Raw genomic sequence first — 12,983 nt, 5'->3', positions numbered from 1 at the left:
GCGGGGCAACGAGTCCTGATCAGAGCGGATGACGGGAATCGAACCCGCGCTATCAGCTTGGGAAGCTGAAGTTCTACCATTGAACTACATCCGCGCGCGGCATCCGCCTGGCAGATGCACGGTCACCATGCTAGCAAGACGTGCCGCGCTGTTCATTCCGTTCGCGCGCTACTCGGGCAGCACCGAACCGAAGTCGAGTGCTTCGACCAGCGGTCGCACGGCCTGCTCGAACGAGTCGTCGACGAAGTAGTGCTTCAGCAGGTCGTCGCCGAGCTCGTTGCCGATGGCGGCCATGATCATCGACTGGTCGAGGCTCAGGTAGCGCTCGGCGAGCGTGCCGCTGCCGACGGCGACCGAGTCGTAGAAGCCGCCGGGCCCGTAGGCGCCCAGGTCGTTCTTCAATCCCGCGAGGTTCTCGAGCACCGCGTGCTTGTCATAGGGGAGCGCGAGGAACGCGGCGTGCGGGGTCACCACGCCGTCGCCGAATTCGGGGGTCGGGTTCGTGGCCTCGCGGCATCCCTCGTAGCCGACGTCGACGTTCGTGCGTTCGACGTCGCTCGCGTAGCCGTCTGAGCTGATGCCGATCACCTCGACCCCGTATTCGCGGTATTCACCGAAGGGGTCGGATGCCGGTGAGAAGCCCCAGTACCCGTAGCCGGCCTCGTCGAGGCCGTGCTCGAGCTGCGCCCGCACGGTCGCCGGGTGATTGACGGCCCACGACTCGGCGCCCCAGTCGGACTCGGGCACGAACAGGTCGGGCATCAGCGCCTCGAACATGCTGCCGCCCCAGGCCGGGACCAGCTTCATGCCGCGGTACTCGTACACGCCCTCGAAGACCGGCACGCCGAGGTACTCGCGCCACTCGCCGGTGGGCTTCTGCTCCTGCCAATCCCAGTCGCAGCCCTGGTCGGGCATCGTGCGCAGGGTGCCGTAGTACCCCTCGGCGGGGATCTGCCCGTTCGCGATGCCGAGGTAGGTCGCGATGCGCGACTCGCTCACAGTCGTGTCGTACCAGTGGCAGGTGTAGTACACGGCGGGTCCGTCATCGCCGTAGTTGCCGGGCGCCGAGCAGCCGGGAGGCGCCTCGACCCAGAAGCCGCCGCGGTTGATGCCGACCTCGGGGCGAGCGTTGAGGTCGTGGTACCAGCCGAAGTCCATGCTGTCGTAGAGGGCGGTCGCGTCGCTCGCGAGCTTCGGTTCGGCCGCGGCGACGACGCGCAGCGCCGTGGCGAGCCATCCGTTGTCGACGGTCGAGAGGAACGGATGCACCGCGCTGCCGTTCGTGGGCCAGGTCGTGAGCTTCGTGCCGTCGGTGGGCGAGTACCAGTTGTAGTACATGCCGCTCGGTTCGTGCCGCTCGAGCGTCGCGAGCGTGGCGAGCGTCGTGCTCATGCGGTCGCGCGCCTCTTTTCTCGTGATGAGGTGCAGGTCGCGGGCGACGACGGTCGACCAGAGGTAGCCGCCGATGTTCGTGGGGCTCGTGTATTCGGCCGGGGCGCTCAGGTCGCCTTCGATGTTGTCGGCGACGAGACCGGTCTGCTCGTCGGTCATCGCGACGAGCGAGGTCCAGGTGTCGGCCGCGTACTCGCGGAGCACCTGGGTGGACGATCCCGGCTTCCTGCCGTTCTCATCGCCGGCGAAGGTGGCCGTCGGTGGCACGAGCAATGCCACGGCCGCGGCCACGCCGATCAGCGCGCGCAGATTCGATCGCATGCGGAACTCCTTCGTTCTCGATTCCCCGATGGGGAGACGTGTGACAGCTTCGCATTAATACCTGACGGATGGAAGGTTTTCGGGCCGAGTGGACTGAGCGGATGCCCCGCACCGCAGTAGGCTGGGCAGGTGCTTCTCTCGGATCGCGACATCAGGGCCGAACTCGACCAGCAGCGCATCGGCTTGGAACCCTACGAACCGAGCATGATCCAGCCCTCCTCGATCGACGTCCGACTCGACCGGTACTTCCGGCTGTTCGACAACCACAAGTACCCCTTCATCGATCCCGCCGAAGACCAGCCCGAGCTCACCCACCTCATCGAGGTGCGGCCCGACGAGGCGTTCATCCTGCACCCCGGCGAGTTCGTGCTCGCGTCGACCTACGAGGCGGTCACCCTGCCCGACGATGTCGCGGCCCGCCTCGAGGGCAAGAGCTCGCTCGGCCGGCTCGGCCTGCTCACGCACTCCACGGCCGGCTTCATCGACCCCGGGTTCACCGGCCACGTCACGCTCGAGCTCTCGAACGTGGCGACACTGCCCATCAAGCTCTGGCCGGGCATGAAGATCGGGCAGATGTGCTTCTTCCGCCTCTCGTCGCCGAGCGAGCGCCCCTACGGCTCGGCGGAGTACGCGAACCGCTACCAGGGCCAGCGCGGGCCCACCGCGTCGCGCTCGTTCCACAACTTCCACCGCACCGACGTCGGCGTGACCGATGCGGGAGCCCACGGCAACTGATGCCGGTGACGGCCGGCCAGTCGGGCAGGCCGGTCGGTCGAAACGCCGGTCAGGCGACGGATGCCCCGACGCCGACCTGCCCGAGGCCCGCCCGGTCGACCGCCGGCAGGCCGCCGGTCGCGAACGCCGTGACGGCGTCGAGCGTGACATCGGCGCCGAGGATGCGAGAGTGCCCCGCCCCTGAGGTGAGCACGAGCCGCGAACGCTCGCCGTGGGCGGCGTGGAGGCGGAGGCCCTCGGCCGCGGCGACCTCGCGGTCGGCGCGGTCGTGCACGACGAGGAGCGGCACCGCGGCCGGCAGGGGAGCGGCGATGGCGTCGAACCGGCGGTACGGGTCGGAGACGCCGGGCAGGACGCGGCGTGTGAACTCCCGCGCGAGCACGTCGGCGGTCGCGGCGCTCAACGCGACCTTGGCGGCGAAGCCGTCGACGAGGTATCGGGCATCGGCCATGCCGGCGATCGCCGTGACGCCGCCCGTCGCGGTGCCCTCACGCACCGCCGTGAGCGCTGCGAGCGAGCCGAACGAGTGCCCGACGATGAGATGGAACCGCCCGTGCCGCGCCTGGAGCGCATCGATGGCGGCGAGGTAGTCGCGGATGTCGGTGTGCCGACCCGCGGATTCGCCGTTCGCGGGGGCATCGAAGGAGACGACCCGGAACCCCTCGGCGCGGAGCTCGCGCACGATCGGGCCGAACTGCGACGCCCTGCCGCGCCAGCCGTGCACGAGCAGCACGGTGTCCGGGCCGCGGCCCCACGAGTAGGTGACGACGTCGCGACCGCGCACGCGCAGGGTGCCGCGCTCGGCGCCCTCGTGCACGGCGCGGTCTTCGCGGCGCAGCGGGAGCTTGGGCAGCACCTGGCGGAAGAGCGGCATCGCCAGGCGACCGGCGAGCTCGGGGGAGACGCGGTCGGCGGCGCGGATCACAGCGACCTGGGTGCTGATGACGGGGTGCATGGTGGCTCCGATCGCGGATGCTCCGGGGCATCCACTCAATGAATACGAACGGTCGTACGTACACTATACGAACGATCGTGCGTAAAATACAAGACATGGAGCAGATCGACGGACGACGCCAGCGAGGGGATGCCTCGCGGCGCGTGGTGCTCGCGAGCGCCGCCGACCTCGCGTCGGTCGAAGGGCTCGACGGGCTGTCGATCGGCCGCCTCGCCGCAGCCGCCAACGTCAGCAAGAGCGGCGTCGCGACGCTCTTCGGCACGAAGGAGCGCCTGCAGCTCGCGGCCGTCGAGGCGGCGCGCCTGCGATTCGTCGCGACGGTGCTCGAGCCCGCGCGCGTCGAGCCACGGGGCATCCGCCGCATCGTGGCCCTGCTCGACGCCTGGATCGCGTACTCCCGCGACCGCGTGTTCCCGGGCGGATGCTTCTTCGCCGCGGCCGCCGCCGATTTCGACTCGAAGCCGGGGGCGGTGCGTGACGCGATCGCCCAGGCGTACGAGAGCTGGAATGACTACGTGCGGGTCTCGCTCGGCTACGCCGTCGACCAGGGCGAGCTCGCCGCCGACGCCGATGCCGCACAGCTCGCGTTCGAGTTCATGGCCTTGCTCGACGCCTCGAACACGCGGTCGGTCATGACCGGCTCGAACGAGCCCTACCGGCTCGCGCGACGCGCTCTCGTGTCGCGACTGCTCGACGCCGGGGCCGACGCCGAGGTGCTGCGCCCGCTCGCCGAGCACGTCGACTGACGCGCTGCCCGCCCGCCGGGATCTCCTCGACGCCTTCGTCGCGGCTCGGTAGCGTTGGCGGATGAGCATCTCGATCGATCCCGAGGCCGCGCTGTGGAACGCCGACCCGGGCAGCCGCGCGGGCCGGCCGCTCCTGGTGCTCATGCACGGGCGGCGCGGCGATCCGGCCGATCGGTTCGCGATGGCATCCGCCCTGCCTTCGGAGTTCGTGATCGTGTCGCTGCGCGCTCCCATCGCCGAGGAGGGCACCTGGTCGTGGTTCGACCCGGCGAGGAACCCCTCGGGCGATCCGCTCGCCGAAGATGCCGACCAGGCGGCCGACGCGGTGCTCCGATGGCTCGACGCCCTCACGTTCACGCCGTCGCTCATCGGGACCCTCGGCTTCTCGCAGGGCGGGGCGATGGCCACTCACGTGCTCCGGCGCTCCGAACGCATCGGGTTCGCCGTCAACCTCGCGGGCTACGTCGTGCGCGGCGAGCAACGTTCCGACGCCGTGCTCGCCGAGCGCGGACCGCCGGTGTTCTGGGGGCGAGGAGCCGATGACCCGCTGTTCGACGCCGAGATCACCGAGCGCACCGCCGGCTGGCTCGAACGGCACACCGCGCTCGAGTCGCACGTGTACGAGGGCCTCGACCATTCGACCTCGCCGCACGAGATCGAGGATGTGGCCGAGTTCCTGCGGCACCGACTTCGCTGAGGAGCGGGAGCGAGCGCCTCAGGCCTCGACGACGAGCGCGAGCGAGGTGTCGCCGCACGGCACGACGGTCTGCCCGCCGGCGAGCGCCGCGACCTCCGTCGACCCGGTTCCCTCGTGCAGGGGGGCGAGCACCTCGGCGAGTCCTTCGAGGCGGAGCAGCGCCCCGGTGGCTCGGCGGGGGTCGGACGAAGCGACGATGCGGCCCGAGGCGTTCACGAGGGTGCACGGATGCCCCGACTCGCGCAGCACCGGCAGGAGCTCCTGCTCGAGGCGGGCCACGTACGCGTCGGTGCCGACGAGGCCGACGAGCTCGCCGCCCACGGTGACGGGCGTCGTGATCGTGACGGTGTAATCGTCGGTGCAGAGGTAGTCGACGTAGGGGCCGGTGAGGTGCCGGGTGCCGGTGCGCGCGGGCACCCGCCACCACTCGAGCGTCGTGTAGTCGCGGAACTGCTCGGAGTCGGGATCGCTCACCGCGTCGAGGCGGCGCACCCCGGCATCGGGAGCGGCGCGGAACGTGTTGGTGCCGCTGAGCCACCAGGCGAGGTGCCACGGTGCATCGTTGAGGAATCCGGGCGCGGCCACGAAGCCGGCGCCGGTGATGAGCCCGCGCGGGTCGTCGAGCGCCGGGCGCACGAGCGCCGCGACGACGGGATCGAGGTCCGCGGCGTTGGCACCGGAGGCCGCGGCGAGCTGTGCTTCGAGCACGTCGCGCCAGCCGTCGACCAGCATGAAGAGCGGGTCGATCGTCGAGGCGATGCGGCGCGCCATCGCCTCGGCGGTGATGGCGACGGTGATGGTCATGGCCTCACTCCTTCCGTTCGTCGGCAGGTGCGCCCGACTCGAGCCGCACCTTCTCGTCGATCAGCCACTCGGTGGCCGAAGCGATGTGGTCGGTGGTGATCTGTCGGGCCCGTTCGGGAGCGACGACGCGGATGGCCTCGATCACCTCGAGCCGGGCCTGCCTGCTGCGGTCACGATACGCCTGCTCGCGCAGGCACAGCCAGAGCAGCGGCCCGGATTCCGCCTGCAGCCGCAGCTCCTCGTGCACGAGCCTCGGCGACTGGCTGACCGCGGCGATCTCGAGCTGGAAGCGACCGACGGCGCGGCGCGCGCCGCCCGGGGTGGCGAGGTCGGCGCGCGCGTCGATCTCGGCGAGGCTCGTGAGGTCGTCGTCGCTCGCGCGATCAGCCGCGACCTCGGCGGCCATGCCGGCGATCGCGGCGTAGTGCAGTGAGAGGTCGCGCAGCTCGATGCGACTCTGGGCGCGCAACCGCTCGTCGACCATGCGCATCGACGCCTCGCGGTCGTGGGTGACGAAGCTTCCGCCGTCACGGCCGCGCCGGGTGAGCACGAGCCCCTTGTCGCGGAGTGAGAGCAGGGCCTCTCGGGCCGTGACGACGGCGACGCCGAGGCTGCGGGCGAGGTCGGATTCGCTCGGCAGCCGCTCGCCGTCGCGGAGCACGCCGGCGACGATCGCGTCGGTGATGCGCTGCTCGACGAGCTCGGCGCGGCCCGCGCCCTCGAGCGGCGAGAAGACGACCGCGCGAGCCGCGTCGGCGCGGCCGGTGGCCTGCGGCATCCGACCTCCCGGCATCCGAATCGGAATCTGTGACACGACCGTAACACGCGCCTCTGGACATTGACATCTGGAGTCATATGATTTCAAGCACCGAACCTCTGGTTCCAGATGTTTTGCCCATCGAAGGAGATGCCCATGACCGAGCCGCAGCCGGCCATCCGCCTCACCGCGCTGACGAAGGAGTTCGGCGCGGTCACCGCGGTCGACCGTGTCGACCTCGAGATCGCCGCGGGCGAGTTCTTCTCGATGCTGGGCCCCTCGGGCTCGGGGAAGACCACCGTGCTGCGCCTCATCGCCGGCTTCGAGCAGCCCACCGGCGGCACCATCGAGCTCTTCGGCGAAGACGTCACGAAGCGGGCGCCCTTCGACCGCGACGTCAACACGGTGTTCCAGGACTACGCGCTGTTCCCGCACATGAGCGTGCTCGACAACGTCGCCTACGGCCTGCGCGTGCGCGGCATCGGGCGCAAGGAGCGCAGCGAGCGGGCGATGCGCGCACTCGCCGCGGTGCGGCTCGAGCAGATGGCGGCCCGCAAGCCCTCGCAGCTCTCGGGCGGACAACGGCAGCGGGTCGCCTTGGCCCGTGCGACCGTCGTCGAGCCGAAGGTGCTGCTGCTCGACGAGCCGCTCGGCGCCCTCGACCTGAAGCTCCGCGAGCAGATGCAGGTCGAGCTCAAGGAGATCCAGCGCGACCTCGGCATCACGTTCATCTTCGTCACGCACGACCAGGAGGAGGCGCTCACCCTCTCCGACCGCATCGCCGTGTTCAACAACGGCCGCATCGAACAGCTCGGCACGCCCGCCGAGCTCTACGAGCGGCCCGGCTCGCGCTTCGTCGCCGACTTCGTCGGCACCTCGAACCTCTTCGACGACGCGCGGTCGCGCAGCATCCTCGGACGCGACGGCCACCACTCCGTGCGTCCCGAGAAGATGACCGTCACGCGTGACGGACTCCGCGGCGACGGCGTGCGCAACGTGCCGGGCACGGTCGTCGAGGCGATCTACCTCGGCAGCGGGGTACGCCTCGTCGTCGATCTCGACGACGGCACGCGCGTCACCGTGCTCGAGCAGAACGACCGCGACCGAGTGCACGACGACGAGCGCGGCGACCTGGTGGTCGTCTCATGGCACGACGACGACGTCGTGCACCTGGGTACCGAGGTGCTCCCGGGCATCTCGGGCTGAGGCATCCGCCCGCTCGACCAGCAGACCAGCACCACCTCCGCACGACACCCGCACGACACCTGCACGACACCTGCACCACACAGAACAGGAGAGAACAATGAAGCGGATGACGCACACGGCACGCCGTGGCGCGACCGTCGGGCTCGCGATCGCCTCGATCGCGATGCTCACGGCCTGCGGCACCACCTCCGGCGGCACCGATGGCGGCGGCGAGGCCGCCACCGAACTCGGCGAGATGGAGGGTCAGGTCTCGCTCCTCGCGTGGCCAGGCTACGTCGAAGACGGCTCCAACGACCCCGAGGTCGACTGGGTCACGCCGTTCGAGGAGGAGACCGGCTGCAAGGTCACCTCCAAGACCTACGGCACTTCCGACGAGGCGTTCAGCCTCATGAAGACCGGCGACTACGACGTGGTCGCGGCATCCGGTGACGCCTCGCTGCGCCTCGTCGCCGCCGGCGATGTGGCCCCCGTCAACACCGACCTCATCCCGAACTACGAGGGCATCTACGACTTCCTGAAGATGCAGTCGTGGAACTCGGTCGACGGCGAGGCCTACGGCGTGCCGCACGGCTACGGTGCGAACCTGCTCATGTACAACACGGAGCTGTTCCCCGAGGCGCCCACCTCATGGGACGTCGTGTTCGACAAGGCGAGCGAGAACGCCGGCAAGGTCACCGCCTACGACTCGCCCATCTACATCGCGGATGCCGCGGTGTACCTGATGCACCACCAGCCCGAGCTCGGCATCGAGAACCCGTACGCCCTCGACGAGGAGCAGTTCGCGGCGGCCGTCGACCTGCTCAAGGAGCAGCGCGCCTCGATCGGCGAGTACTGGTCGGACTACCTGAAGGAGATCCAGGCGTTCGAGACCGGCGACACCGTCGTCGGCACGAGCTGGCAGGTCATCCAGAACGTGCTCGAGGGTTCGGGAGCGCCGACCGCGGTCGTGCTGCCGGAAGAGGGCACGACCGGATGGTCCGACACGTGGATGATCGCGTCCGAGTCGAAGAACCCCAACTGCGCGTACGCGTGGCTGAACTACATCGCGAGCCCCGAGGCGAACGCCGCCGCCACCGAGTACTTCGGTGAGGCGCCCTCGAACGAGGCCGCGTGCGAGTTCCGCTCCGAAGGCTCGTGCGAGGCGTTCCACGCCGGGGACGAGGACTACGCGTCGCAGATCTGGTACTGGTCGACCCCTATCGCCGAGTGCCTCGACGGACGCACCGACGTTGAGTGCGTCGACTACTCCGGCTGGACCGAGGCCTGGTCGGAGATCAAGGGCTGATGACGTCGGCCTCCGCGGAGCTTCGCCCTCGTCGCAGTGCGGCGAGGGCGGGCTCCGCCTTCCTTGCGACCCACCCGCGGGCGCGGCTCGCGCTGCTCCTCAGCGCGCCGCTGTTCTGGCTCGGACTCGTCTACATCGTGGCCCTCGTGCTGCTGCTCGTCACCGCGTTCTGGTCGGTCGACAGCTTCACGGGGCAGATCAGCCAGACCTGGACGCTCGACAACATCATCACCGTCGTCACGGGCTCGCTCTACCAGACCGTCACCCTGCGCACGCTCGGCGTCGCCCTGCTCGTGACGATCATCGACGTCGCGCTCGCGCTGCCGATCGCGTTCTTCATGGCGAAGGTCGCGACGCCGCGCATGCAACGCATCCTCGTCATCGCGGTGCTCACGCCGCTCTGGGCGTCGTACCTCGTCAAGGCGTACGCGTGGCGCTCGGTGCTCTCCCAAGACGGGATCCTCGAGTGGCTCGTCGCGCCGTTCGGCGGGCACACGCCGGGCTACGGCCTGCCGGCGACCATCATCACGCTCTCCTACCTCTGGCTGCCCTACGTGATCCTGCCCATCTACGCGGGGCTCGAGCGGGTGCCCGACTCGCTGCTCGAGGCATCCGGCGACCTCGGCGGCCGCACCTGGCCGACGCTCCGGCTCGTGGTCTTCCCGCTCGCGTTGCCGGCGATCATCGCGGGCACGATCTTCGCCTTCTCGCTCTCGCTCGGCGACTACATCACGGTGAACATCGTGGGCGGTGCGAACCAGATGCTCGGCAACCTCGTCTACACGAACGTGGGCGCGGCGAACAACCTGCCACTTGCGTCGGCGATCGCGCTCATCCCGATCGTGATCATCTTCGGCTACCTCTTCCTCGTGCGTCGCACCGGCGCGCTCGACAACCTGTAGGGAAACGCATGCGCCTCTCCCGCTTCTCCCGCACGACGCTCGGCATCGTCACCGCGCTGATCCTCGTGGTGGTCTACGTGCCGCTGTTCGTCGTGCTCGTGAACTCGTTCTCGACGTCGACGTCGCTGACCTGGCCGCCCCCCGGCTTCACGCTCGAGTGGTGGGTGCGTGCGTTCAACAGTGCGGGCGCCATCGAGGCGGTGGTGACGAGCGTGCAGATCGCCGTGATCGCGACGATCATCTCGCTCGTACTGGGCACCCTCATCTCGCTCGCGCTGCAGCGGTTCTCGTTCTTCGGGCGCGACGCGATCAGCCTGCTCATCATCCTGCCGATCGCGCTGCCGGGCATCATCACCGGCATCGCGCTGAACAACTTCTTCCGCACGATCATGGGCGTGCCCCTCTCGATCTGGACGGTCGTGATCGCACACGCCACGTTCTGCATCGTCACCGTCTTCAACAACGTGATCGCTCGGCTGCGGCGGCTCGGCATGAACTTCGAAGAGGCATCCGCCGACCTCGGCGCCGGCGTCTGGACGACGTTCCGGCTCGTGACGTTCCCGCAGCTGCGCTCGGCGCTGCTCGCGGGCGGCCTGCTCGCGTTCGCGCTCTCGTTCGACGAGATCATCGTGACGACGTTCACCGCGGGGTCGGGGGTCACGACGCTGCCGATCTTCATCCTGAACAACATGTTCCGGCCGAGCCAGGCGCCGGTCGTGTCGGTGATCGCCGTCGTGCTCGTGCTCGTGTCGATCATCCCGATCTACATCGCACAGCGGTTGTCCGGCTCGGAGGTGGAGCGGCGGTAACGGATGCCTCGCGGCCGCGCGCTGTTCCTGTCTCAGGCGATGGTGCCCTGGGCGAGCAGCTCCCGCAGGCCCTGCGTGAACAGCATCTTGCCGCCGTGGGAGGGATGCCGCACGCGAGGGGCCGCGATGCCGTTTCGCACCAAGGTGTCGTGTGCCACGTTGCCGACCGCGACGACCGACGTGATCGCGAACAGGTCCATGAGCGCGCGCCACGACCAGGCCCACTGCGCCGCTTCCACGGTCGACGGCCTGCGGTTCGAGAGCGGGTCGCCCGGCCGGTGCGGGTGCAGCGGGTAGGCGCTCCAGAGCACCGGCAGGAAGTCGAGCTCCGCGAGCGCGCGCCACATCACGGTCGCCGTCGGCTCGGCCGCGACCGTCGGCAGGTCATCGGGCACGGAGTACCCGTTCGCGGATCCGAACAGGCCGAAGTGGGGAACTCCCTGCTGCAGTATGGCGGCATTCGTGAACGGGACGCCGGTGATCCGCATCCCGCGGTAGCTGGGCGCCTCGCCGACGAGCAGCGTGGTCGGGCGGTGGTCGGCCAGCTGCTCGAGATATCGCCGGAGGTTGCGGCGCCGGATCGTGTTGCCAGGTCGAGAGTGGTCGAACGGGTTCACGCTGTTCGGGCCGCCGCCGCTCGTGGCGAGCCGCTCAACGAACCCGTCGATCGAATCTCGAGCCATCACGCATCCCTTCTGCCACCCCACCATCCTGACGCGCTCGCGACCCGGTCGGGGTCGCTTCAGACAGGCCGAAGCGTGCGACGCGCCGTGTGAGTGGCCTGTCTTGGTGACGGATGCCACGAATCGGCCTGTCTCGGCATGCGGCCGTGGCGGCTCAGCGCGTCAGGACCGGGATGAGGACGACGGCGAGCACGACGAGCACCGCGACGACCGCGAGCACGGCGAGTGCGCGGTTGATGCGACGCCGGCTGACCGTGCCCTGGTCGAACGAGGACCGCGAGACCCGGTCGAGGTTCGGGAAGAGCGCCTGGTACGGCGGCTCGGGCTTGGCTGCCTCGTCGGGTTCGCCGGGTTCGCCGGGCTCGACCTCCGGTTGGGCCTCCGGCTCGACCGGTCGCTCCTCGCCTTCAACTCCTGCCATGGCGCCACCTTATCGATGTGCGCCGTGTGCGGCGGTGCCGAAGACAGGCCGATCCGTGCCACACGCCGGTCGAAGTGCCTATGTCGGGGGCGGATGCCGCGGGTCGGCCTGTTCGCCCCTTCCTCGACCACGTGGTCGTTCTCGATCTTGACGACTAACGTCTCTCAGTGACGATTCCCAGCACCAGTCCCGTCACTGGGCGCCGAGCTGGTCCACCACGGAGAGGGAGACATGAAAGCCATCACTGTGAGCGACGCGGAGGCAGGCGTCAGCGGGATGACGCTGACCGACATCGACGACCCCCATGCCGCGGAGAACGACGTCATCGTGCGAGTTCACGCTGCAGGATTCACGCCCGGCGAGCTGGCCTGGCCTGGAACCTGGACGGACCGCGCGGGTCGGGACCGCACTCCGAGCGTTCCCGGTCATGAGCTGGCGGGTGATGTGGTCGAACTGGGCTACGGCACGACGGGCCTCACCGTGGGACAGCGTGTGTTCGGGCTGACGGACTGGACGCGCAACGGCTCCCTCGCCGAATACGCCGCCGTCGAGGCCCGCAACCTCGCACCGCTGCCGGCAAGTGTGGATCTCGTCGCTGCCGCGGCACTTCCCATCTCGGGGCTGACGTCGTGGCAGGGGCTGTTCGAGCATGGGCAGCTTGTGACCGGGCAGACCGTGCTCATCCATGGCGCGGCCGGCGGTGTCGGCTCCATCGCCGTGCAGCTCGCTCGGGAGGTCGGTGCGCGGGTCATCGGCACCGGCCGCAGCAGCGACCGCGACACCGTGCGCGGACTCGGAGCGGATGAATTCGTCGACCTCCAATCCGACCGGCTCGAAGACATCGGTCAGGTCGACGTCGTCCTCGACGTCATCGGCGGGGACGTCTTCGATCGTTCCCTCAGCGTGCTGCGCCCGGGCGGAAGAATCGTCACCATCGCCGGCCCTGCCCCACGACAGCCCGAGAACGGCCAGGCGATATTCTTCGTCGTCGAGCCCGACCGCGCCCGGTTGGCTGACCTCGGCCGCCGTCTCCAAGACGGGCGCCTCAGGCCGATCGTCGGCGCGGTGCGCCCCCTCGCCGAGACCGCCGCCGCCTTCGCACCGGAGCATCGCGTCAACGGCAAGACGATCATCAAGGTCAGCGAAGACGAGTGAGCAGCGGGCGCCATTGCATGGCTCTCGTGCTCAAGACAGGAAGAGCGCGGCGACACGCCGTTCGAGGTGCCTGTCTTGGAACCGGATGCGGCGTGCGGGGTGCGGGGTGCGGGCG

Annotated in this window: 14 protein-coding genes and 1 tRNA gene; 8 read left to right on the top strand and 7 right to left on the bottom strand. The window is 69.5% G+C overall.

Annotation, left to right across the window (positions count from 1 at the left end; translation table 11 throughout):
* Positions 1-23 precede the first annotated feature (23 nt).
* Positions 24-94 (bottom strand) — tRNA-Gly (locus tag QFZ26_RS07760).
* Between the two features lie 74 nt (positions 95-168).
* Entirely contained in the window at positions 169-1,713 is a 1,545-nt protein-coding gene (locus tag QFZ26_RS07755) for a glucoamylase family protein (RefSeq protein WP_307040853.1), read from the bottom strand.
* Between the two features lie 129 nt (positions 1,714-1,842).
* Between QFZ26_RS07755 and dcd the strand changes: the two genes are divergently transcribed.
* A complete protein-coding gene (dcd, locus tag QFZ26_RS07750) occupies positions 1,843-2,448 on the top strand; it encodes a dCTP deaminase (protein WP_307040851.1) in 606 nt (201 codons plus the stop codon).
* 49 nt (positions 2,449-2,497) lie between these two features.
* On the opposite strand, the gene QFZ26_RS07745 is transcribed toward dcd, so the two are convergent.
* Positions 2,498-3,403, bottom strand: coding sequence for an alpha/beta hydrolase family protein (locus QFZ26_RS07745; RefSeq protein WP_307040849.1), 906 nt, complete (start codon positions 3,401-3,403; stop codon positions 2,498-2,500).
* 95 nt (positions 3,404-3,498) lie between these two features.
* Between QFZ26_RS07745 and QFZ26_RS07740 the strand changes: the two genes are divergently transcribed.
* Together QFZ26_RS07740 and QFZ26_RS07735 are read left to right on the top strand one after the other, a co-directional pair.
* Complete coding sequence (locus QFZ26_RS07740; RefSeq protein WP_307040847.1) at positions 3,499-4,149, top strand: TetR/AcrR family transcriptional regulator; 651 nt, start codon at positions 3,499-3,501, stop codon at positions 4,147-4,149.
* A 61-nt stretch (positions 4,150-4,210) separates the two neighbouring features.
* Positions 4,211-4,846, top strand: coding sequence for an alpha/beta hydrolase (locus QFZ26_RS07735; protein WP_307040845.1), 636 nt, complete (start codon positions 4,211-4,213; stop codon positions 4,844-4,846).
* An 18-nt stretch (positions 4,847-4,864) separates the two neighbouring features.
* Here QFZ26_RS07735 and QFZ26_RS07730 read toward each other — a convergent pair whose 3' ends face one another.
* Positions 4,865-5,650, bottom strand: a complete 786-nt coding sequence (locus tag QFZ26_RS07730) for a PDC sensor domain-containing protein (protein ID WP_307040843.1) — start codon at positions 5,648-5,650, stop codon at positions 4,865-4,867.
* Positions 5,651-5,654: 4 nt separating this feature from the next.
* On the bottom strand, positions 5,655-6,428 hold the full coding sequence (locus QFZ26_RS07725; RefSeq protein WP_307040841.1) for a FadR/GntR family transcriptional regulator: 774 nt from the start codon (positions 6,426-6,428) through the stop codon (positions 5,655-5,657).
* Positions 6,429-6,563: 135 nt separating this feature from the next.
* On the opposite strand from QFZ26_RS07725, the gene QFZ26_RS07720 reads away from it, so the two are divergent.
* The 4 genes from QFZ26_RS07720 (at position 6,564) to QFZ26_RS07705 (ending at position 10,609) form a co-directional block, all read left to right on the top strand.
* Positions 6,564-7,613, top strand: a complete 1,050-nt coding sequence (locus QFZ26_RS07720) for an ABC transporter ATP-binding protein (RefSeq protein WP_307040839.1) — start codon at positions 6,564-6,566, stop codon at positions 7,611-7,613.
* Positions 7,614-7,719: 106 nt separating this feature from the next.
* Positions 7,720-8,898 (top strand): ABC transporter substrate-binding protein, encoded by a 1,179-nt coding sequence (locus QFZ26_RS07715; protein ID WP_307040838.1) that lies wholly within the window; start codon positions 7,720-7,722, stop codon positions 8,896-8,898.
* Positions 8,898-9,800, top strand: a complete 903-nt coding sequence (locus tag QFZ26_RS07710; RefSeq protein ID WP_307040836.1) for an ABC transporter permease — start codon at positions 8,898-8,900, stop codon at positions 9,798-9,800. Before QFZ26_RS07715 ends, QFZ26_RS07710 begins: the two co-directional genes overlap by 1 nt.
* Positions 9,801-9,808: 8 nt before the next feature.
* The gene (locus QFZ26_RS07705; protein WP_307040833.1) at positions 9,809-10,609 is read left to right on the top strand and encodes an ABC transporter permease; all 801 of its coding nucleotides are present in this window, start codon (positions 9,809-9,811) and stop codon (positions 10,607-10,609) included.
* 32 nt (positions 10,610-10,641) lie between these two features.
* On the opposite strand, the gene QFZ26_RS07700 is transcribed toward QFZ26_RS07705, so the two are convergent.
* Positions 10,642-11,292 (bottom strand): uracil-DNA glycosylase, encoded by a 651-nt coding sequence (locus QFZ26_RS07700; protein WP_307040831.1) that lies wholly within the window; start codon positions 11,290-11,292, stop codon positions 10,642-10,644.
* Between the two features lie 154 nt (positions 11,293-11,446).
* On the bottom strand, positions 11,447-11,713 hold the full coding sequence (locus QFZ26_RS07695; RefSeq protein WP_307040829.1) for a hypothetical protein: 267 nt from the start codon (positions 11,711-11,713) through the stop codon (positions 11,447-11,449).
* A 231-nt stretch (positions 11,714-11,944) separates the two neighbouring features.
* Here QFZ26_RS07695 and QFZ26_RS07690 point away from each other — a divergent pair, with 231 nt between their 5' ends.
* Positions 11,945-12,868, top strand: a complete 924-nt coding sequence (locus QFZ26_RS07690) for an NADP-dependent oxidoreductase (protein WP_307040827.1) — start codon at positions 11,945-11,947, stop codon at positions 12,866-12,868.
* Positions 12,869-12,983: the final 115 nt, after the last annotated feature.

Origin of the sequence: Agromyces ramosus, from assembly GCF_030817175.1 — a bacterium.
GTDB classification, from domain to species: domain Bacteria; phylum Actinomycetota; class Actinomycetes; order Actinomycetales; family Microbacteriaceae; genus Agromyces; species Agromyces ramosus_A.
The sequence above is the reverse complement of the archived record's forward strand: the minus strand, read 5'-3'. Positions and strand labels throughout refer to the sequence as shown.